This is a genomic window from Arthrobacter sp. CAN_A214 (genome assembly GCF_015751955.1).
Classification (GTDB): Bacteria; Actinomycetota; Actinomycetes; order Actinomycetales; family Micrococcaceae; genus Arthrobacter_D.
Genome location: NZ_JADOUU010000005.1, coordinates 197,803 through 219,058 on the forward strand (window position 1 = coordinate 197,803; position 21,256 = coordinate 219,058).

At 65.1% G+C, this 21,256-nt stretch carries 19 protein-coding genes and 1 tRNA gene; 10 read left to right on the top strand and 10 right to left on the bottom strand.

The window, feature by feature from the left end:
• Positions 1–154 precede the first annotated feature (154 nt).
• Positions 155–1,360: a DUF445 domain-containing protein gene (locus tag IWX65_RS07135; RefSeq protein ID WP_196881768.1), complete on the top strand. Its 1,206-nt coding sequence runs from the start codon at positions 155–157 to the stop codon at positions 1,358–1,360.
• On the opposite strand, the gene IWX65_RS07140 is transcribed toward IWX65_RS07135, so the two are convergent.
• Positions 1,357–2,145, bottom strand: a complete 789-nt coding sequence (locus tag IWX65_RS07140) for a hypothetical protein (protein WP_196881723.1) — start codon at positions 2,143–2,145, stop codon at positions 1,357–1,359. The genes IWX65_RS07135 and IWX65_RS07140 overlap by 4 nt on opposite strands.
• 206 nt (positions 2,146–2,351) lie before the next feature.
• The gene (locus IWX65_RS07145) at positions 2,352–2,621 is read right to left on the bottom strand and encodes a GlsB/YeaQ/YmgE family stress response membrane protein (protein ID WP_442858971.1); all 270 of its coding nucleotides are present in this window, start codon (positions 2,619–2,621) and stop codon (positions 2,352–2,354) included.
• 627 nt (positions 2,622–3,248) lie between these two features.
• Here IWX65_RS07145 and IWX65_RS07150 point away from each other — a divergent pair.
• Genes IWX65_RS07150 through IWX65_RS07165 form a run of 4 tightly spaced genes read left to right on the top strand, consistent with a single transcriptional unit; the run spans position 3,249 to position 7,431 of the window.
• Positions 3,249–4,013: a DeoR/GlpR family DNA-binding transcription regulator gene (locus tag IWX65_RS07150; protein ID WP_196881724.1), complete on the top strand. Its 765-nt coding sequence runs from the start codon at positions 3,249–3,251 to the stop codon at positions 4,011–4,013.
• Entirely contained in the window at positions 4,010–5,032 is a 1,023-nt protein-coding gene (locus tag IWX65_RS07155; RefSeq protein WP_196881725.1) for a 1-phosphofructokinase family hexose kinase, read from the top strand. The genes IWX65_RS07150 and IWX65_RS07155 overlap by 4 nt, the downstream gene beginning before the upstream one ends.
• Positions 5,032–7,110, top strand: a complete 2,079-nt coding sequence (locus IWX65_RS07160) for a PTS fructose transporter subunit IIABC (RefSeq protein ID WP_196881726.1) — start codon at positions 5,032–5,034, stop codon at positions 7,108–7,110. The genes IWX65_RS07155 and IWX65_RS07160 overlap by 1 nt, the downstream gene beginning before the upstream one ends.
• 42 nt (positions 7,111–7,152) lie before the next feature.
• Positions 7,153–7,431 (top strand): HPr family phosphocarrier protein, encoded by a 279-nt coding sequence (locus IWX65_RS07165; protein ID WP_196881727.1) that lies wholly within the window; start codon positions 7,153–7,155, stop codon positions 7,429–7,431.
• A gap of 219 nt (positions 7,432–7,650) precedes the next feature.
• On the opposite strand, the gene IWX65_RS07170 is transcribed toward IWX65_RS07165, so the two are convergent.
• The 4 genes from IWX65_RS07170 to IWX65_RS07185 form a co-directional block, all read right to left on the bottom strand.
• Positions 7,651–8,367 (bottom strand): hypothetical protein, encoded by a 717-nt coding sequence (locus IWX65_RS07170; protein ID WP_196881728.1) that lies wholly within the window; start codon positions 8,365–8,367, stop codon positions 7,651–7,653.
• Positions 8,368–8,372: 5 nt separating this feature from the next.
• Positions 8,373–9,110, bottom strand: a complete 738-nt coding sequence (locus IWX65_RS07175; protein ID WP_334683714.1) for a hypothetical protein — start codon at positions 9,108–9,110, stop codon at positions 8,373–8,375.
• 123 nt (positions 9,111–9,233) lie between these two features.
• Positions 9,234–10,493 (bottom strand): endonuclease/exonuclease/phosphatase family protein, encoded by a 1,260-nt coding sequence (locus IWX65_RS07180; RefSeq protein ID WP_196881729.1) that lies wholly within the window; start codon positions 10,491–10,493, stop codon positions 9,234–9,236.
• Between the two features lie 183 nt (positions 10,494–10,676).
• Positions 10,677–10,749: transfer RNA gene (locus tag IWX65_RS07185), tRNA-Lys, on the bottom strand.
• A gap of 155 nt (positions 10,750–10,904) precedes the next feature.
• On the opposite strand from IWX65_RS07185, the gene IWX65_RS07190 reads away from it, so the two are divergent.
• From IWX65_RS07190 to IWX65_RS07200, 3 genes are all read left to right on the top strand, one after another.
• Positions 10,905–11,552, top strand: a complete 648-nt coding sequence (locus IWX65_RS07190) for a hypothetical protein (RefSeq protein WP_196881730.1) — start codon at positions 10,905–10,907, stop codon at positions 11,550–11,552.
• A 191-nt stretch (positions 11,553–11,743) separates the two neighbouring features.
• Complete coding sequence (locus IWX65_RS07195; protein WP_196881731.1) at positions 11,744–12,361, top strand: DUF47 domain-containing protein; 618 nt, start codon at positions 11,744–11,746, stop codon at positions 12,359–12,361.
• Positions 12,362–13,372, top strand: a complete 1,011-nt coding sequence (locus IWX65_RS07200; protein ID WP_196881732.1) for an inorganic phosphate transporter — start codon at positions 12,362–12,364, stop codon at positions 13,370–13,372.
• A gap of 4 nt (positions 13,373–13,376) precedes the next feature.
• On the opposite strand, the gene pstB is transcribed toward IWX65_RS07200, so the two are convergent.
• The 4 genes from pstB to pstS all read right to left on the bottom strand — a co-directional run bounded on the left by pstB (position 13,377) and on the right by pstS (position 17,463).
• Entirely contained in the window at positions 13,377–14,156 is a 780-nt protein-coding gene (pstB, locus tag IWX65_RS07205) for a phosphate ABC transporter ATP-binding protein PstB (protein ID WP_196881733.1), read from the bottom strand.
• A 30-nt stretch (positions 14,157–14,186) separates the two neighbouring features.
• Positions 14,187–15,290 (bottom strand): phosphate ABC transporter permease PstA, encoded by a 1,104-nt coding sequence (gene pstA, locus IWX65_RS07210; protein WP_196881734.1) that lies wholly within the window; start codon positions 15,288–15,290, stop codon positions 14,187–14,189.
• A 1-nt stretch (position 15,291) separates the two neighbouring features.
• A complete protein-coding gene (gene pstC / locus IWX65_RS07215) occupies positions 15,292–16,224 on the bottom strand; it encodes a phosphate ABC transporter permease subunit PstC (protein WP_196881735.1) in 933 nt (310 codons plus the stop codon).
• A 120-nt stretch (positions 16,225–16,344) separates the two neighbouring features.
• Positions 16,345–17,463 (bottom strand): phosphate ABC transporter substrate-binding protein PstS, encoded by a 1,119-nt coding sequence (gene pstS / locus IWX65_RS07220; protein WP_196881736.1) that lies wholly within the window; start codon positions 17,461–17,463, stop codon positions 16,345–16,347.
• A 206-nt stretch (positions 17,464–17,669) separates the two neighbouring features.
• On the opposite strand from pstS, the gene IWX65_RS07225 reads away from it, so the two are divergent.
• Together IWX65_RS07225 and IWX65_RS07230 are read left to right on the top strand one after the other, a co-directional pair.
• Entirely contained in the window at positions 17,670–18,797 is a 1,128-nt protein-coding gene (locus IWX65_RS07225; RefSeq protein ID WP_334683715.1) for an FUSC family protein, read from the top strand.
• A gap of 446 nt (positions 18,798–19,243) precedes the next feature.
• A complete protein-coding gene (locus IWX65_RS07230; RefSeq protein ID WP_196881737.1) occupies positions 19,244–21,250 on the top strand; it encodes an FAD-binding monooxygenase in 2,007 nt (668 codons plus the stop codon).
• Positions 21,251–21,256: the final 6 nt, after the last annotated feature.

Genomic DNA, 21,256 nt, shown 5'->3' on the forward strand with positions numbered 1-21,256 from the left:
TGGCTCTTCCCGGACGTTTCGCTACCACGCTACGCGAGACAGCCATTCCCGGTGCCCTGCGGCACGGGTTCCGGTTCCCGCCGTGGCTAGACTGACACCTGTGGATGGAGAAACAATCGGCACCGACGACCAGCGTGCCGCAGGACTGCGGCGCATGAAAACCTTCGCGACCAGCATGCTCGTGGTGATGGCGATCATCTTCCTCGGGGCGTTTGCCTTTCAGGAGCAGTACCCCTGGCTCCAGTACGTCCGGGCAGCGGCTGAAGGCGGGATGGTGGGGGCGATCGCTGACTGGTTCGCGGTGACCGCGCTCTTCAAGCACCCGATGGGCCTGAAGGTCCCGCATACCGCGATCATTCCACGGAAGAAGGACCAGATCGGCCTTTCCCTCGGCCAGTTCGTCGAGGAGAACTTCCTCTCGGAATCGGTGGTCCGTTCGAAGCTGGACACAGCCCGTATCGCAGAGAAGGCGGGAGCCTGGCTGGAACGGCCCGAGAGCGCGGACCGCGTCGCTGCGGAGGGCGCCGCACTGATCCGCGGCATGTTCACGGTACTCAACGACGACGCCGTGCAGGGCGTCATCGAATCCCTGGTGCGTAAGCATGTGGTGGAGCCTCCGTGGGGGCCTCCAGTAGGCCGTATGGCGGAGCGTATCTTCGATGAGGGTCATCACCACCGCCTTGTCGATCTTCTCGTGGACCGTACCGCTGACTGGGTGGATGCGAACTACGCCGTGGTCACGCGCGTCGTGGCCCAGCGCTCCCCCACCTGGGTGCCCCGGCTCGTGGACGGCGTGGTGGGCGACCGCGTGTATGCGGAGGTTTCCAAGTTCATCCGGGCGGTCCAGGACGATCCGCGCCACGAGGTCCGGATCGCGCTCGACAAGTACCTGAAGGACCTCGCCGACGACCTGCAGCACCGCCCGGACACCATTGCCAAGGCCGAGGAGATCAAGGCCCAGCTTCTTGACGATCCCCGCGTGAGGGACCTCACGGCACGAACCTGGTCGACCGTCAAGACGGCGCTGCTCGAGGCCGTCAATGACCCGGACAGCGAACTCACCGCGAATTTCAAGGCGGCGGTCCGGGACTTCGGTTCCCGGTTGTCGCAGGATCCCGAGCTCGCCGGCAAGGTGAACCGCTGGATCTCCGACGGCGCAGCCTACGCCGTCCGCACCTACCGCAGCGAGATCGCGGGAGTCATTTCCGAGACCGTGGAACGGTGGGATGCGAAGGAGACCTCGCGCAAGATCGAACTGCAGATCGGCAAGGACCTGCAGTTCATCCGCATCAACGGCACGGTGGTCGGTGCGCTTGCCGGGCTCACGATCTTCTCAGCGGCCCACGCGGTTTTCGGCTAGTTCCGCGCCCGGCCTTCCGGGAGATCGAGGGTGTTCGCGAGTTCGCCGGGGATGGTCTGCGGCAGCGGACCGAACGCCAGCCGCGTGGCCTTGATGACCGCCTTGCCCATCACGTGGTTACCCGTCCCGCCGACGACCGCACCGACGCCGAAGGGAAGCGCCCTGCCCAGCATCATGCCTCCCTGCCTTGCGAGCATACGGCGCAGGAACTGCCGCCGGATGGTGCTGGCGAGCCCCCCGACCATCGAGGCGGGAGCCGCCTTTCCCATCAGGTTGCCCCAGTGCTGGGTTGCCCCGGAACCGGCCGATGCCCCCAGCGTCGAGGTGATGAGGGCCGAGCCTTCCTCTCCCATCAGAATCGCCATGACCATGGCGCGGGAGCGCTCAGGGTTGTCGGTGCGGATTCCGTGGAGTTCCGCGATCGATTCCGCGTACAGGGCCGTCGTCTCGAGGAAGCCGACGGTGGCGGCGGCTGACAGTCCCAGCGAAGCGATCGTCCCCACGGCAGGCACTGCGGCGGTTGCGCCGACAGCGGCCCCGGTGATCGTGGTTGCCCGAAGGTAATCCCGCTCCAGCAGGATGGCCAGTTCGGCCGGTGAAGCCTTGGGGTTGCTGCGGCGGACCCGGCGCAGGTTGGCCAGCACGAGTGGGCGCTGGACGTCGAGGGCGCGCTCGATGGCCCGGGCGATGGAGGGCTTGGGGTTGCCGTCCTTGTCGAACAGCGCATTGTTGGCGGCCCTGGCCGCGGGATGGGGCCGATTCCGACTGAACGGGTTCTTAAGCATTGTTTCCTTTCCTTGCCGGCAGGACCGGCAGACGGCACGCGCTTCAAGTCTAGGTTCGCCGACCGGACGGTCCCTCCCCCAGGGAATCTGCGGCAGCCACCGGAACCTTTCCTACAGGAAAGGCGCCGCCGGATGTCCGGCGGCGCCTTTCCTGTTCCCAGGCTGTTCCCCCAAGGACCAGGTGGGTTTTACTGCAACCGTGTCGCTTAGACGCGTGAACCGCGCTTGGTGACGGCACCGTAGATGACGAGGACGATGAGTGCGCCGAGGACGGCGAACAGGATCGACGGAAGGGAGAACGTCGAGGACGTATTGACGTTGAAGACCGCATTGGCGATGAATCCGCCCAGCAGTGCGCCGACGACGCCGAGGATCATGGTGATCAGCCAGCCGCCTCCCTGCTTGCCGGGCAGGATCAGCTTGGCGATGGCGCCGGCGATAAGGCCGAGAATGAGAAATGCGAGGAAGTGCAACATGAGGTGCTCCTTGAGTGATATGTGCCGAACCACGAGGGTCGACGGTTGCGGATAAGGCTGATGCACCGGAGTGCAACTTTTTTCTACCCTACTTCATCAGCATGCTTAGGGTTCGATCCTAGCACTCACACAACGCCGGCGATCAAGGCCCGGTTCGGCCCGGGAGTCCGGCGCGGCGCAGTCCTCGAAGAAGTACGATCACCAGCAATGGCGCGGTTAGCGGGGACAGGAGCAAGCGGAGGTCACCCCGGGGGGGTGCGGCTCCCATCCGCTCCCTTCGCCCGACGAACTTTTGAATATCACCGTCCACGAACCAATTGTGATCTCCATCGATCCGAATTCCACCGGGATTGTATCGAGATTGCGGGGAGGTAAAAACAATGTAAACGAACCGGGGATTTTGCTTATTGCGCTGCGTGCAATCCCATTCTCTACTTCGGCTTCCGCGACACGGGCCAGCCACCGGACCACCCCTGGCAAGCCTGCCGTTTGCAGCGGTCGGGGAGCACCACTCCTCCGGTTTTCTGTGTTCGTGCTTGGTTTTTCCCCAAAAGCCTTGACCATGCCAGATAATCGGGGCTACTCTCACATAACCAAAGATTCCCGCTGCCAGCACAGGAGCTCCGGATGTTCGCCGAAGAACGTTACCGACAGATCAGCAACCTCGTCTCTGCCGACGGTAGGGTCACTGTTGCAGGACTGTCCTCACGCTTCGCCATTACGAAGGAAACGGTGCGGCGCGATCTGGCCCTGCTCGAGCGGGACGGCGTGCTCCGACGAGTTCACGGAGGTGCGATTGCCGAGAACTCGGCGACGACGAACGAGCCGAGCCTGACCAGCCGTGAAGCCACGCATACGTCGCGGAAGCTGCGCATCGCCCAGGCCGCCCTCGACATGGTCCCGGCAACGGGCGCCATCGTGCTTGATGCCGGCACCACCACCGGAGCCCTTGCCTGGCTTCTTCCCGCGGACCGGCCGGGTCTGACCGTCATCACCCACGCCGTTCCAGTCGCGAACTCCGCAGTCAACTCGGGCCTGCAGGTGGAACTGGTGGGCGGGCGCGTGCGGGCTCCCACCAGCGCTGCCGTCGGAAGCGGCACCGTGGCCCGCTTCGGCAGGCTGCGCGCCGATGTCGCGTTCGTGGGTGCCAACGGCATCTCAGCCGGATTCGGCCTCAGCACGCCCGACGCCGACGAAGCGGCAGTGAAGGCGGCAATCGTCCGTTCCGCCCGCAGGGTGGTCCTGCTGGCCGACAGCTCAAAGTTCAACGAAGAGACCCTCGTCAGTTTCGCTTCCCTGGAGGACATCGATGCACTCATCACCGATTCGGCGCCGACCGGCGCCCTCGCCGCAGCTTTCGCCGATGCCGACGTCGAGGTGGTGATCGCGTGATTCTCACGCTTACCGCCAATCCGAGCATCGACCGCACGGTGGAACTCACCCTGCCCCTCGCCCGAGGGGCCGTGCAGCGCGCCTTCGGTGCCGCGCAGGAGGCCGGAGGAAAGGGCGTCAATGTCAGCCGGGCGCTCACCGCGTCAGCTGTGCCGTCCCTGGCCCTGTTGCCGGGCGACGACCGCGACCCCGTTCTCGCCGGGCTGCGGGAAGCAGGAGTGCCCTACCGCAACCTGGCCATCGGCGCGCCGCTTCGGACCAATACGGCCTTCACCGAACCTGACGGCACCACCACGAAGATCAATGAACCAGGGCCCCCGCTGAACGCGGACCAGGTCGAGGCCCTCCTCGCACTGGTCGTGAAGGAATCCGAAGGCGCGCAGTGGCTTGTCCTTGCAGGATCCCTGCCGCCGGGCGTTCCGACCGACTTCTACACCACGGTCATCGCTGAAGTACGGGAGCGGTACGGCGCTGCGGCTCCGTTGATGGCCGTCGATTCCTCGGGGGTGCCCCTCGCGGAGGCTGCCGGTGGACCGAACCCACCGGACCTTCTCAAGCCGAACGCCGAGGAACTTGCTGAATTGACGGGGATCGGCGATGGGAGCGGGCTCGAGGAGGACTTCGAGCTGGCTGCCCGCGCCTGCGGTGTCCTCATCAGCGCGGGAACCGGCGCGGTCCTCGCTACTCTCGGATCGCGCGGCGCCCTGCTCGTCACCCCGCGGGGAGCCTGGCACGCCCAGCACCCTCCCGTCGTCGCACGCTCGACGGTGGGTGCCGGCGATTCAGCACTTGCGGGGTACCTGCTGGCCCAGGTTGCGGGTGAGCTGCCTGAGAACTGCCTGCGCCAGGCAGTGGCTCACGGCTCAGCAGCAGCATCCCTGCCGGGCTCCGCAGTGCCTTCCCTGATCCAGACCACGCCGGCCGCAGTCTCGGTCACGAAACTTCTGACCACCTTTCCGGTGATCCATCCCAGCGCAGTCGCGCCCCACGCAACACCCCTTGCACAGGAGGAAGTCTAATGTCCGATCTCATCACCCCGGAGCTTGTCACTCTGGATTCGAACCTGGGAACCGAGAGGTCCTCGGTGATCCGCTACCTCGCTGAACAGGTTGCCGGGCAGGGCCGCTCCAGCGAAGTGGACGGCCTCTATGCCGATGCGCTGGCCAGGGAGGAAAAAACGGCTACGGGAGTTCCGGGCGGCATTGCGATCCCCCACTGCCGGTCCAAAGCCGTGCTCGTTCCGACGCTCGCCATGGCGCGCCTGTCCCCGGCAGTCGACTTCGGTGCCAAGGACGGCCCCGCCGACCTGGTGTTCTTCATCGCGGCACCCGATGGCGCGGACCAGGAACACCTGAAGCTGCTCTCGAAGCTCGCGCGGTCGCTCATCCGGAAGGACTTCACCGCCTCCCTTCGGGCCGCCGAGACCAAGGAGGACATCGTGCGGCTCGTCGAGGGAGCGCTGGGCATAGGGGTGGAGGCTGCCCCGCAGGACCCAGCAAACACCTCGAACGGCGGTCCGGCGGGCGCGACCGTCGCCGGCGCCTCCGCCGTCGGGCACGCTACGCCCACCGCGCAGGATGCGCCGGATACCCGGGGGGAGGCCAAGGGTGCGGTCCGCCGCCTCGTTGCGGTGACCGCATGCCCCACCGGCATCGCCCACACCTACATGGCCGCGGATTCCCTCGTGGCCGCGGCAAAAGAGCGCGGCATCGACCTCCAGGTGGAAACGCAGGGCTCCTCGGGAGCAACGCCGCTGGACCCCTCGGTCATCGCCGCGGCCGATGCAGTGATCTTCGCCGTCGACGTCGACGTTCGCGACAAGGCACGCTTCGCGGGCCTTCCCGTCATCACGTCACCGGTCAAGCGCGGAATCGACGAGCCCGGCGTCATGGTCGAGGAAGCCGTGGCGGCAGCGAGGAATCCGAACGCCCGGCGCGTGGCAGGGACGGCAGGCGGCGAGCAGGCCGATGACGACGAAGGCAGGGACAGCATCGGCAGCACGCTCAAGCGCGCGCTCCTGACCGGTGTCAGCTACATGATTCCTTTCGTTGCCGGCGGCGGACTCCTGATCGCCCTCGGTTTCCTGCTCGGCGGTTACCTCATCACGGAGACGGCGGACGCCGTCGTCCTGGAGAACAGTTTCCTGAACCTGCCCGAAGGCGGTCTCGGCCAGTACCTCGGGGCGGTGGCCTTCAAGATCGGCCAATTGTCCCTCGGGTTCCTGGTGCCTGCGCTCGCGGGTTACATCGCCTACGCCCTCGCCGACCGCCCCGGCATCGCCCCCGGCTTCGTCGCCGGTGCTGTGGCGGGCTTCATGGGTGCAGGCTTCCTCGGCGGGATCGTCGGTGGCCTGCTCGCAGGCTACGTGGCACTGATGATCGGCCGGCTCTCGGTCCCCCGTTGGCTACGCAGCCTCATGCCCGTGGTGATCATCCCCCTCGTGGCATCCATCGTGGCCTCGGGCCTCATGTTCCTCGTGCTCGGCGGACCCATCGCCGCCCTGACCGTCGGATTGAACAACTGGTTGTCCGGTCTCACCGGAACGGCTGCCCTCGGCCTGGGCGTCATCCTCGGCCTGATGATGGCCATCGACCTCGGCGGTCCCGTGAACAAGGTGGCCTACTCCTTCGCGGTGGCAGGCCTCGGTGCAGGCGCAATCGACAATCAGGCTCCCTGGCAGATCATGGCTGCTGTAATGGCAGCGGGAATGGTCCCACCGCTGGCGATGGCCCTCGCGACGACAATCGACCGCAACCGGTTCACCGTAGCGGAAAGGGAGAACGGAAAAGCAGCCTGGCTGCTGGGAGCGGCATTCATCTCGGAGGGGGCGATTCCCTTCGCGGCCGCGGATCCCCTGCGAGTGATTCCATCGTCGATGATCGGCGCCGCGGTGACCGGGGCGATGGTCATGGGAACAGGGGTAACTTCCCAGGCACCGCACGGCGGGATCTTCGTCTTCTTCGCGATCGGGAACGTGGTTATGTTTATAGTGTCCATTCTCGTCGGCACGATCATCTCGGCCCTCGTCGTCGTCGCCCTCAAGCGCCATGCGGCACGCCGGAAGAACGCGGTTCCCGCAGAAGCGGTAGCGGCCTAAGCGCCACCAGTAGTAGCTCCATCAACCACAAAGGAATACACCATGGCAGAACGCAAAGCAGCAGTTGCAAGCCGCGTAGGCCTGCATGCCCGCCCCGCTTCAATTTTCGCCGAGGCTGCGGGGGAGCTTCCCCTGGAGGTCACCATCGCGATGGAGGGCGAGCCCGCCGAGGAGGCGATGGACGCGTCGAGCATCCTGTCGCTCATGAGCCTCGGTGCGTCGCACGGGGACGTCGTGGTACTCCGCGCGGAGGGTGACGGCGCCGAGGACGCGCTTGAGACGCTGGCGAAGATCATCGAGACGGATCACGACGCCGAGTAGCCGACAGCACGTCCCCACTAAAAAAGCAGGTGCGTCCACCCGTTCTAATGGACGCACCTGCTGGTTTAATAACGATCCGCTGACCCCCCACGGTCATCGGCAGTTACATATTCATAATTTTTGCATACGATGATGAAAACGTGAATAGTCCTTGGACACAATTCGGTCACTATTGACCGGATCGGCACGTTGAAGTGTCCGCAGCTTGTTCCCGCGGTCCTACTGTGCCAGCAGGTTCGAGCGCCCACCGCTCCTGGCCGCGCGCCGTTTGCTGAACCAGATCAAGCAAAGCCCGAGCACCACACAGAGGATGGCGCTGAAGGGCAGGACGATGGCCCCCGCCCCCAGATCGACGTTGAAGAGCTGCAGCGCCGCGAACACCGTTACCATCCCGAAACCAAGCGCAAGAAACGCACCGGCCAGGCGATGAAGGGATCGGGTATGCCTGTTGACCGCTGAAGCAAGGGCCGGGCCGACGAGGCATGCGGCCACATATCCCGGATAGAGCCGTCCCGCCTCGCTGTAACGCTCCACCGCTTCCTGGTCCGCGAAGGCTGTCAGGCCCGTATCGCTGTAGGGAAGGTCGCTCTGGACGAAGAAGTACACGGTGGCTCCTACCGTCACTGCCAGGACTGCTATACCCAGCGGGCCGACGACGAACTTCCGTGCCCGCGGCGCCTTGAAGGCAGCCACCATCCGTACGCCGAGAAGGACGAAAACCGCGTAGAGGCACAGGCGGATCATCAGGTTGGCCAGGTTGACGCCGCCCAACAGCTGATCCACCGCCAGGTAGATGGGCTCGAGGGACAGGCCCACCGCCACCGACAGCAGCACCAGGGCGGCGAACACCACCCTGCCGCGTCCGCGCACCACATCGGGAATCCGGATTGCAGCTCCCAGGAGGCACGCTGCCAGCGCCACCCATTGAATTGCCACTACGCTCATCCCAGGTTCTCCCATATCGCTTGATCCTGGCCGTCGTCGAGCTCAGCCTTCCGCAACTGCTTTCCAAGAATTTCCAGCCGGTCCCGGCCAAGCTGCACCAGCTCGAGATCGGTCAGGGCCCACAGTGCGCGCTCCCGTCCGTTCCCGGGCCACCCACCCTCCGCGGGAGTCAGGAGCCCGGTCACCACGAGGCCGCTCGTCAGCGATACCCCTGCGATACGAGCAGCCTCGACAGCGAGCTCCGGGCTCAACCTGCCGGCAGTGAGCTGCGCCGAGACATTCTGGCGCGCAACGCCGGTCCGGGCAGCGAGGCTCTGCCGCAGATCCCCGGGATCAACTGCTTCGACCCAGGCCCGCACCGAGTGCCGGTGGGGAAAAGGTGCCAGCTCCAGCTCTACGGTTCCACCGGCGCGCTCCCTGTCCTCACTGCGCGCAACCAGTATCCGCAGGATGTCGATGGAGGACACCTGACTCACCAGCTCGGCGTCCGTCGGAGGGCGGAGGCCGGACCCCAGATCCTGGTAGCCGTCGAACTCGGCCAGTGCCTGCACAGGATCTCTCGAGTATCCCCGGGCGATGGCGATAATCGTGCCCACTGACACTTTCCCCCGGACCAATTGCTGCGCAAGGGTGGACCGCTTGATCCCGGCCGTCCGGCAGACCTCGGAAACGGTGTCATTCGGGGCGATCCGGGAGCGCCACAGCTGGAATGCCTTGGCTGTGACCGCCATCATTCCCTTCCGATTGGACTTATCGTGCCTCTATGGAAGTATACTGAATTCACTGGCTCCCCATTCTGCGATTCCCCCATACGCAGAACGCGGAGCCAGTTTCAATTTAAGGTTGGCGCGGCCGCCCTACCGATTCCTGAGCGACACGTCCACGGAGACGAGCCTGTGGTCGCTCGTCGGAAATGGGAAGATGCCGGTGAGCTCCGAACCAGGGGTGCCGACCTTCGGCCAGTAGATCCCTGATCCCAGCACCTTCAGCGTTTTCGATGGCAGGACGTAGTCGGCGCGGAGGTTACCCACGCCCTGGTCCTCGAAATCCGCTGTGTCATGACGTGGATCGCCCCGGTGCCCGGCGTTCGCTGCGCCCTGGAGAGCCGAGGCTTCAGCCGCTCCGTCGGCGGTCGGCCGGGGATCCTGAACCAGCTCGTTCTCCAGCAACTGGTCGATCGAGCCGCGCAGTGAGTCCCCGTCCCGAGGATCGCTGTTCTGGTCACCCAGAATGACGAACCGCTCGCCGCGCGCAAGGCCGCCGAACCCGCCGTCGTCGTCGTAGATGTAGCGGGCCGTTTCTCCTCCCTGGACGTAGTCGGCCCACAGGCGGATCTCGTCGGAGTTCCGCTTGCCGTTGCGGTCCTCGCTGCCGTCGAAGGCCGGCGGCGTCGGATGGCTCACCAGGACGTGCACGGTGCTTCTTCCCACCGTGACCGGGACGTCCCAGTGCGACTTGCTGGAGAGTCGAACCCCGGACAACTCGTCGGCCGAGAACCACCCGGAATCCCGTACCACCGGATCGACCGGCAGCCGGGCGTCCGGCATGTCGCTCCATCGGAAGTTCTGGAAAGTCCGCACTTCCTCTTCGTCGATCGGGTACTTCGAATAGACCACCATGCCGTACTGGCCCTCGAAGGTTCCGTATCCGTAGGCGTCATCCGGGCCTCCGACCGAGCCATCGTTATTCAGGTCGAAACCGCTCGGCACACCGGTGTTGGAGGGCGCGGTATAGAAATAGGGATAATCGGCGGGGGCCTTTCCCTGCTGGCTCACGCCCAGGTAATGGGTGCGGAACAACTCGGCCGCCTCATGCCCGGCGTCGTAGTCGAATTCATTGAGGAGGAGGACGTCGGGCTGGTTGGCCTGGATGACCTGCGCTACCGCCTTTGCCTGCGCATTGGAGGGCCCGGCGAGGTCTCGGATGAGGTCTCCTTGGTTCGCGCGGTTCAGACTGGCGTTGTAGGTGGCGAACCGGATCCCCTTCTGGTCCGCGCCCTGATCCTCGGGGGCGATCACCAGGGAGGACAACCCTCGGGCAGGACCGGCCTGGGCGGGTGAGAGTGTGCCGACGGCCAAGGCTGCGGCTGCAACAGCCGCAACGGTCCATCTTCCCATCGCCCCCAACCCGACCCCCGAAGTAGTTTCCTGCCGAAACTTAAATCCTACCGATAATCGGGTCGGTGGAACGGGTAGGGAAATAACGATTCGAACTCGGGCGCCGTGGAGTGCCGAACGCTTTAAAAGGCGAACCCCCACCGGCCTTGAGGCCGGCGGGGGTTTCCACTTCCCGGAAGGAAGTGGGCCCTGAGGGGCTCGAACCCTCGACCCACGGATTAAAAGTCCGATGCTCTACCATCTGAGCTAAAGGCCCAACTCGAACCCGCTGGTGCTCACCAGCCGGAACGACCACCTAACTTTATCGCAAACACCGCAGGCCCGATGCACGTCCGCTGGAAGCCGTTCTCCAACCGCACTGCGCCAGGGTGGAACCTACAGGCCGGCAGTGCACAGGAGTATTCTCATTGCATGGATGGCGAATATACGAACAAGAGCCCACGGCCCCACAAGCCCAAGCAGTTTGCGCCCGTGGATTTCGAGGTTTTCGCGGGCGGGGTGGATCCCTCACGTGTTTCCGAGGCTGCGCACATGTCGGCGCACGCACTCGTGCATCACGGCAGGGGAAGTGATGACCCTGAGATAACCCGCCGCCTCGTGGAGCTCGCGGATCAGCAGGGCCTCGAAGCCATCGCCGAGATGTGGGCGGAAAGCCCGGCGCGCTCATTGCCGGGCGCGCTGTGGCGCCTGTACGCGCTGCGCGCCGCGACCCAGCGTGATCCTGACCGGATCGCCGCCTACTTCGCCTCCGGGAAAGAGGTGGCGCAGGTGTCCAAGGTGGTGGCCGGCGTGGCGGAACCCCCTGGTGCCTCCGAAATGACCGACATGGCCGACACCATCCTCTCCGGTGCATTCGAAGGCGATTTCGACGTCGCGCTTGAGCGCTTTGCCGCCTTCTGCCGGGTGGTTGCCCTCGGTCAGACGAACCATGCCGAAGCCGCGGAGACCGGCAACGGCGCCCATGCCTCCCGTTTGACGAAGAACTCCCACCAGCTCATCAAGACTGCCGAGGACCTGGAGCATGCTGCAGCGTCCTGGCGCCGCGGGGAACTCGACTGATCCGCCGGCGCCCTGCTGATCTTGACACGGGCGCCGCAGAGGAGAACACTAAAAGTGGCGTCGGACCGTGGAACCCCCGGGCTTCAACACTCAGCCGCTTCGAGCGGCCTTCCGCCGAGAGGCGCTCCCGGTTCGACGCCATTACTCTGCCTCCAGGGACAGCCTCGGGCGCAACTTGCCAGGAAGATTTCGTGAAGCTACGCCTATTTCCGCAGGAGAACGCAGGGCTTGAACTCCTGTCCAGGATGGCACGGCAACTGGTTCTCGGCGTAGGGACGATGTCAGCGATCCTCGGAGCGACAACGGAGGAGTACGACCGCCTGGCTGAGGAGCTGCATCAGCACGAGGCCGCGTCAACTGATCTGCACTTCGCGCTCCTGACCTCCATGCGGACATCCTTCATCAATCCGCTTCCGCGCGAAGACCTCTACTCCCTCTCCCGGCTGCTCAATGAGGCCATCGAGAAGCTGGACGGGGCCGCTGAACTCATCGCCCTCTACCGGTTGAGCAAACTGAGCCAGCGCGCCGCCGACCAGCTGGAAGTGATCAATCGCCAGGCCGAGTTGACGGCTGCGGCGATGCAGCGGCTCAATTCGATGGATGAACTCGAGGAATACTGGATCGAGATCCTCCGCCTGGCCAGGCGTGCTGAGAGGACACACCGCAGCTGGTGCGCTGAACTCCTGCGGGACCACAAACCGCTGGTCTACGCCCGCCACCGGGATGTTGCGAACCAGCTTGTCGACGTGACGAAGGATATCCGCAGGGTAGCCATCCAGGTGGGCAGCATCCTGGTCAAGGAATCCTAGGTGGAACCCCTCCTCCTCGGAGCAGTAGTGTGCCTCGCGGGTGGTTTCGCCTTCCTCAACGGCTTCCACGACGTCTCGAACTCGGTAGCCACCGCCGTCCGTACCCGTGCCCTGACGCCGACCATCGCCGTCCTCCTGGTGGCAGTTTTCAACCTCACGGGTGCGCTGCTCAGCACTTCCCTCGCCCTGTTCTTCACCGAAGCGGCAATCGGCCTGCCATCCGGCCAGGCCGGACTGGGCATCCTTATCGCCGGGCTGCTGGCCGCGGGTTGCTGGGGGTTGTTCACGTGGCGCCGAGGCAAACCGTCGTCGTCCACCCACGCCCTGCTTGGCGGGCTGGCCGGCGCCGGGGCCGCGTCGCAGCTCACGGACGGCCAGGCCATGGGCGGGGCGGCCCAGGCGTTGCTCCTGCAGATCGCACTGCCGCTCCTGCTCTCCCCCGTGGTGGCGTACGTGCTGGCCTACGCGATGGTCTTCCCAGCGACCTGGCTGCTCCGGCACAGTGCTCCCGGCAAGGTGAACGGGGGCAATCGTATGGCGCAGTCAGTCCTTGCCGGCGCTTTCGCCCTGGGCCACGGTCTGCAGGATGGCCAGCGGACCATGGCGGTCATTCTCCTGGCCCTCGTGGGGACCGGATACTCGAACGGGTCGCAGATGCCCTTGTGGGTCCAGGTTTTCGCCGCCGTCCTCCTCGCCACCGGGTCCCTGTTCGGGGGGTGGCGCATCACCCACACCCTCGCGCACCGACTGGTGCACATCGATCCGCTGCGGGGAATGACGGCGCAGGGTGTCAGCTCGGCGATGCTCTTCGTCGGGGCGATCTCGCTCCAGATGCCGCTCTCCAGCACGCACACGATGACCTCCGCGATCGTCGGCGCCGGGGCCAATCAGCGATTCTCCACGGTGCACCGGCCGGAACTGGCCCGGATTCTTGCCGTATGGCTGGGCACCGCCCCGGTGACGGCACTCCTCGGAGGAATTTTCTTCCTGGCACTCAGCCCGCTGCTGTAGCGTCCTAGCCGAACCGCCCGGACACGTAATCCTCGGTGGCCTTCTCGGCGGGCTTGCTGAAGATGGTAGCGGTTTCGCCGTATTCGATCAGCTTGCCCGGCTTACCCGTGCCCGCAATGTTGAAGAACGCCGTTCTGTCCGAGACGCGCGCTGCCTGCTGCATATTGTGGGTCACGATCACCACTGTGTACTCGTTCTTCAGCTCGTTGATGAGGTCCTCGATGGCGAGGGTGGAGATGGGGTCGAGCGCCGAGCACGGTTCATCCATGAGGATCACCTGAGGGGAAACCGCGATGGCCCGCGCGATGCAGAGGCGCTGCTGCTGGCCACCCGAAAGCCCCGATCCCGGACGTCCGAGGCGGTCCTTCACCTCGTTCCAGAGGTTCGCTCCCTGCAGCGACTTCTCCACCAGGGCGTCGGCGTCGGACTTGCTGATCCGCCGATTGTTCAGTTTCACCCCGGCCAACACGTTGTCACGGATTGACATGGTGGGAAAGGGGTTGGGGCGCTGGAACACCATGCCGATCTGGCTGCGGACCGTGACGGGATCCACCGCTGCGTCATAGAGGTTGTCGCCGTCGAGCAATACCTCGCCCTCTACGCGCGCCCCGGGAATGACCTCGTGCATCCGGTTGAGCGTGCGCAGGAACGTGGACTTGCCGCAGCCCGACGGGCCGATGAAAGCGGTGACGGAACGTGCTTCGATGTTGATGTTGACGTCCTCCACGGCAAGGAACTTGCTGTAGTAGACATTGAGGTCCTTGACGTCGATTCGCTTGGACATGTAATCCTTATCGGTTGTTGCCGCGGGTTGTCAGCGGCTGGTCTTGGGTGCGAACATGCGGGCGACGATACGGGCCACCAGGTTCAGGAGCATCACCATGAGGATCAACAGGAGGGCCGCCGCCCACGCGCGCTGCGTGCTTGCATCGATGTTCGTCGGCGAGGTCGGCGTGAGGATCTGGTAGTAGATGAACGTCGGAAGGGTGCTCATCCATCCGCTGAAGACGTTCCAGTTGATGGCGTCGGCGAACCCCGCCGTTACCAGAATAGGTGCAGTCTCGCCGATCACCCGTGCAATCGCCAGGGTTACGCCGGAAGCGATTCCCGAGATCGCAGTGGGAATGACGACCTTCATGATGGTCCGCCATTTCCGGACGCCGAGTGCGTAGGACGCCTCGCGCAGTTCGTTGGGAACGATCTTCAGCATCTCCTCGGTGGAACGGACCACCACGGGAATCATCAGGACGGAGAGTGCGACGGCGGCAACGAAACCCGTGCGCGTGCCCGGCCCGAACAGGAGTCCGAAGAGCGCCGCGGCGAACAGGCCGGCAACGATCGATGGAATGCCGGTCATGACGTCGACGAAAAAGGTGATGGCCCGCGTCAGCGGTCCGCCGGTACCGTACTCGATGAGGTAGATGGCTGCCAGCAGCCCGACCGGAACCGAAATCAGTGTGGCCCACAGGGTGATCTGCAGGGTGCCGATCACGGCATGGTAGGCGCCGCCTAGCACTGGCGTCCCGTTTTCGGCGGCGCTGTTGTCGACCGCCCCTGTCACCCCGTTCATGGAGGTGAACAGGAAGTCATAGGAGATACCGGGCACCCCCCGCTCGAGGACGGTCCAGATCACCGAAAGGAGCGGGAGCAGCGCCAGGAGGAAACACCCGTAGACAAGATAGGTGGCCAGGGAGTCAGTTGCCTTGCGCCCGCCCTCCACCGTTGCCGTGACGATGGTCGCGCCGACGACGAAGAAGATTGCCGCGAACACCGCCCAGGAGACGATGCTGAAGCCCACGAGGGCCGAGACGGCCGCGGCGAGGACGACGGCCGCGCCAAGGACCACCCACACCGCATAGCGCGGCAGCCTTCCCTTGGTCAGCTGGGACTGGCGACGGCTCAAAGTTGCGCTGGTCATGTCAGTTGGCCCCCGAGAATTCCTTGTGGCGGCTGATGATCCAGCGCGCAATGATGTTGACGGCCAGGGTGATGACGAACAGGACCAGTCCTGCCGCGATCAGCTCGCTCAGCCGCAGGCCGAAGGCCTCCGGGAAGTTGAGCGCGATTTCGGCCGCGATGGTCTGGTTGCCGGACTGGATCAGGCTCGCCTGAAGTGCGCCTCCGGACAGCACCAGGGCAACGGCCATGGTTTCACCCAGAGCCCTGCCGAGGCCCAACATCGCCGCGCTGACAATGCCAGGTCGGGCGAACGGGAGGACCGCCATGCGGATCATCTCCCACCGCGTTGCCCCCATGGCGAGTGCTGCCTCTTCATGCAGGTTGGGTGTCTGGAGGAAGATCTCGCGGCTCAGCGACGTGATGATCGGCAGCACCATGACGGAGAGCACAATGCCCGCAGTGAGCATGGTCCGGCCGGTCTGGCTGGCGGGGCCTTCGAAGATCGGGATCCAGCCCAGGTACTCGGCGAGCCAGGCGTAGGCGATGGCGAGCTGTGGCGCCAGGACGGCGTAACCCCATGCGCCGTACACCACCGAGGGAATCGCTGCCAGCAGGTCGATGACGTATCCGAAAACCTGCGCGAGGCGCCGGGGCGCGTAGTGGGAGATGAAAAGTGCGACGCCGATTCCGAGCGGCGTCGCAATCAGCAGAGCGATAGCCGCGGCGATCACGGTGCCGACGACGATCGGCAGGATATACGAGCCGAATCCAGCACCGCCGGTGATCTCCGCGGGGTCCGCGCTGAACGTCGGAAGTGCCTGCACGAGCAGGAAGACCGCAACGCTGAAGAGGACCGCCAGTATCAGGCCGCCGGCGGCGAGCGTGGCTCCGGAGAAAATCTTGTCTCCTGAATCGCCGGCTCGCCCCGTGCTGGTCAGACTGTTGGTTGACACTGAGAACCCTTCAGAACGGATGGTGGCGCTGCTTCGGTAAGTTTTCACGGTCTTCGGCGGCATTACAAGCCGAGCTGCCCCGCCCGGTAGGTTTCCCCGGGCGGGGCAGCTCGGATGGAGCTAGGAAGCGACGGCGATCGAATCGATAGCCTGCTGGGCCTGTTCGCGCAGCGCCTCGGAGATGGGTGCGTTGCCCGCGGAGCTGGCGGCGTCTTCCTGGCCCTGCTCGCTGATGGCATAGGAACCGAAGGCCTTGACGAGGTCCACCGTCTCCTGATCCTCATACGAGGTGCAGTAGATATGGTAGGAGATCAGCACGATGGGGTAGGCCCCGGATTCCGTGGTGTCGCGCTCCAGATCGAGGGACATGTCCCCTTCCGCACGGCCCTCATCCACGGGGGTCGCAACCTCGACCGCCCGCGAGGCGGCTTCGGGGCTCAGTTCGACGTATTCCTCGCCAACCTTCACGAGCGCCTGCCCGAGATCGCCGACGGCGGAGGCATCGGTGTAGGTGATGGCACCCTCGGTAGCCGTGGTGGTCGACACCACGCCGTTGGTGCCCTGGGCGTTCTCGGCCACGATTTCTGCCGGCCAATCGCCCGATGCCTCATCCGCCCAGACCTCCGGAGCTGCAGCAGCGAGGTACTCGGTGAAGTTCTCCGTGGTGCCCGATTCATCGGCACGGTGGACCACCGTGATCGGAGTGTCGGGCAGTTCCACGCCCTCGTTCTGGGCGGCGATGGCGTCATCGTTCCAGTTCGGAATCTCGCCGCGGAAGATCGAGGCGATCGTGGGGGCGTCGAGGTTCAGCGAATCGATGCCGGGAAGATTGAACGCGACGGCGATCGGTGAGACATAGGCGGGGATGTTGATCGCACCGTCGGGCCCGCAGACTTCCTTCGAAGCCTCGTACTCTTCGTCGTCGAGGTAGGCGTCCGACCCGGCGAACTGAACGCCGGCCGCGAGGAAGGCGTCGCGGCCCGCTCCTGATCCATCAGGCGAATACTGGATGTTGGCGCCGCTCTGCATTGCCTGGAACCCTGCCTGCCAAGCGGTCATGGCCGCGTTCTGGGAGGATGCGCCCGCGCCCGTCAACGTTCCCGTGACTTCAGCCGCTGAGGATGTTGCTCCACCCTCCGGCTCGGGTTGATTTGTCGCATTGTCAGAACCACAGGCCGTCAGTGCCAGCGCAGCTACCGAAATTACTGCCGCTGCGCGGCCAAAGCGAAGAGCCTTCACGAAATGTTGCCCCTTCCAGGGTTTATGTCTAGTCGTGCGTCAAGTGCACCCGAATCGGGAGGTACGCGTTTTTGTACATCCTCGAAGCTATGCGCCGCAGGTAACGACACTGCAGGAGAAAAGTGAACGGAAGGTGAACGGCCCTTGGCCATTACGTTCACCCATAGTTCGAGGTTGCAGCTGGGGAAGGCTCCTAGACTGGGGGCATGCCTCCGCGCAAGGGATTGAAGATCTTCCGCTCCTTCCTACGTTCCAGGACACGGGTGGGGCTCAAGCGCAGTTCCTCTTCGGTGGTGACGGCCCTGCAGATGACGATATGCGCGGTGGGAGCCTATGCATTCGCCGAGCAGGTGCTCGGACATGAGGGGCCCCTGTTCGCCGCCACGTCCTCGATGATTGCGCTCGGCTTCTCACGCGACCCCCGGCTGCGGAGGGTGCTGGAGGTGGGGGTGGGCTGCACGCTCGGGATCGCCCTGGGGGATCTGCTGCTGACCCTGTTCGGAACGGGACTCTGGCAGGCCGCCGTCGTGCTTTTCGTGTCGATCCTGCTAGCGCGGTTCCTCGACAGCGGCACCATCTTCACCACCCAGTTCGGTCTGCAGTCGTTGCTCGTGGTGCTGCTGCCTGCGCCCGACGGCGGTCCCTTCACGAGGAGTGTGGACGCGATCGTCGGCGGATTGTTCGCGCTGGTGATCACGATCGTCCTGCCGCGTGATCCCCGCCGTGAGCCCAAGACCAACGTGCGTGGGCTCCTCAATGAGTTGGCGGGAGTCCTGCGGGACAACGCTTCGGCGCTGACCTCGAGTGACGCCACCGCAGCGTGGCACGCGCTGGTGCGTGCCCGGAACACCCAGCCGGAACTCGACCGGTTGACGAGCAGCATGCGCGCAGCGAAGGAAATTGCTCGGATCTCCCCTGCGTTCTGGCGCCACCGCAGCGAACTCGGATCCCTTGGCGGTTCAATCGATTCGATAGACCTCGCGATCCGCAACAGCAGGGTGTTCTCGCGCCGCCTCACCTCCGTCATCAACCACGCCGCACTGACCGACGAGGCGATTGCCTCGCTCACCCAGATCCTCGAGGACACCGCCGATGCGGTGGATAGGCTCGCCCGTGCCCTATCGACGGCGGACGGTGCCGAGCGCCGGGCCAACCTTCGCTCGGCGCGCAATGACCTCGCCGCCGTCGCCACGGACCTCCATCCTCGAACCCTGCACGTCCAGCGGCTCGAAGGGGAAGCACTCATCCTACTTTTCCGGCCCCTGATCGTCGACCTCCTCGAAGCGACGGGGCTTTCGCACGAGGAAGCGGCGGTCTATCTGCCCCGGCTCTAGGGACCTGACGCACGGCGTGCTCCGCAATCCTCCGCGGCTGCACCCTCCGCACCAGCGCGCTCGGACAGCCAAGGGGTGCGTTCGACCCGGCGTCGTTGAGTAATCTTCCGGTTCGAACCCGGGTGGTACTGAGCCAGCTGCCCTCGGAGACTGGCCGAACAGGCGGCATAACGGTGCGTTGTGCGAATCCGCCGGTCCCGAGCAGCCCGGTCCGGTTGCTGAACCTGAGAATGTCGGATGACCGGCTCCCGAGAATGCAGCTTCACCGATACGACGCCTACGGCCGACCTGTGCCCGGTTCCGCTCCTCAAAAGTGCTTGTCACGCATGGAAGGTCTGGCGTACAATTTTGAGCTGACCTCCTGTTTCGATTATCGAACGCGGCTTCCTTTTATCGAACACCAATCGATAGCGACGCCCAGCCACACGACGAAGTGAGGAAAGCCCGTGCAGTTCCATCACCACGGTTACGTATCCGGGGACCCGCGTGTCCAGCCGGCTGCCGGCGTCGGCATCAACCGGCCCGCGGTGCTTCCCGAGGAGGTCGACGTGCTCATCGTCGGCAGCGGACCCGCCGGCATGCTGGCAGCCGCGCAACTGTCCCAGTTCCCCGGTATCACCACGCGCATTGTGGAGCGTCGGAGTGGGCGCCTGGCCATCGGCCAGGCCGACGGCATCCAGGCCCGGAGCGTGGAGACCTTCCAGGCCTTCGGCTTCGCCGAGCGGATTACCGCCGAGGCCTACCGGATCACCGAAATGGCGTTCTGGAAGCCGGACCCGAAAGATTCTTCGCGCATCGTCCGCGCCGCCCGCGCCGTCGACGACGCTACGGGGATCAGCGAGTTCCCGCACCTCATCGTCAACCAGGCCCGCGTACTGGACTACTTCGCCGAGTTCATGGCGAACTCGCCCACGCGTATGTCCCCCGACTACGGCTTCGAATTCGTCAGCCTCGACGTCACCGGCGACGACGCCTACCCGGTCAGCGTGCGGCTCCTTTCCACGGCCGACCCGGGCGAAGCCAAGGAGCGCATTGTTCGAGCCAAGTACGTGGTCGGCGCGGACGGCGCACGGAGCAAGGTTCGGGACTCGATCGGCTGCACGCTCGCCGGCGACCAGGCCAACCATGCCTGGGGCGTCATGGATGTCCTGGCGAGTACGGACTTCCCCGACATCCGGCTGAAGTGTGCCATCCAGTCCGGCACGGGCGGCAGTATCCTGCTGATCCCGCGCGAAGGCGGTCATCTTTTCCGAATGTACGTCGACCTCGGAGAGGTCGATCCGGACGGCAAAGGGGCCGTGCGCGGGACGACCATCGAGCAGATCATCGCCAAGGCCAACGCCATCCTCCACCCCTATACACTCGACGTCCGCAGCGTCGCCTGGCACAGCGTGTACGAGGTGGGCCACCGGCTCACCGACCGGTTCGACGACGTCCTCCCGGAGGAACTCGGCTCCCGTACGCCGCGCGTGTTCATCACCGGCGACGCCTGCCACACGCACAGCGCCAAGGCCGGCCAGGGCATGAACGTCTCGATGCAGGACGGCTTCAACCTGGGGTGGAAGCTCGGGCACGTGCTCGAGGGCCGCAGCCCGGAGAGCCTGCTGTCCACGTACTCGGCCGAGCGCCAGGTCATCGCCGAGGACCTCATCCACTTCGACAAGGAGTGGTCCACACTCATGGCGAAGAAGCCCGAGGAGTTCGAGAACCCCTCGGAACTCGAGGACTTCTACGTGCGTACTGCCGAGTTCCCCGCCGGCTTCCGGACCCAGTACGCGCCCTCCATCCTTGTCGCGACGCCGGAGTACCAGGACCTGGCCACCGGGTTCGCCCTCGGCAAGCGCTTCAAGTCCGCGCCCGTGGTGCGGGTCTGCGACACCAATCCGGTGCACCTCGGCCACCAGGCCAGGGCAGACGGCCGCTGGCGCATCTACGTCTTCGCCGACGCGGCGCTGCCAAGCAGACCACAGCCCGAACCGGGGGTGCAGGGAGCGGAACAGCAAGGTGACCCGTCACCCGTGGCGGACTTCGCCGACTGGATCGCGAACTCGCCGGACTCGCCCCTGGCCGCGACGCCGTCGGGCGCTGACCGGAACGCATGGTTCGACGTCAAGGTGATCTATCAACAGGACCACGCGAACATCGACATCGGAGCCGTACCGGCTGTGTTCAAGCCGCAGGTGGGTCCATTCCACCTCACCTACCTCGAGAACGTCTACGCCGTCGACCCGGCAGCAGACATCTTCGACCTGCGCGGCATCGACCGCGACGGCGTCGTCGTGGTCGTAAGGCCGGACCAGTACGTGGCCGACGTCCTGCCGCTGACGGCGACGGCGGAGCTCGCCGGATTCTTCGCGCCCCTCCTGTCGGCCCGACGGCCCGAGGAAGTTCCGCCCGATGCGCTACCTCATGCACGCACCGCAGACCCGGATCTCGTGAGCAACCGGACGTAAGGAGAA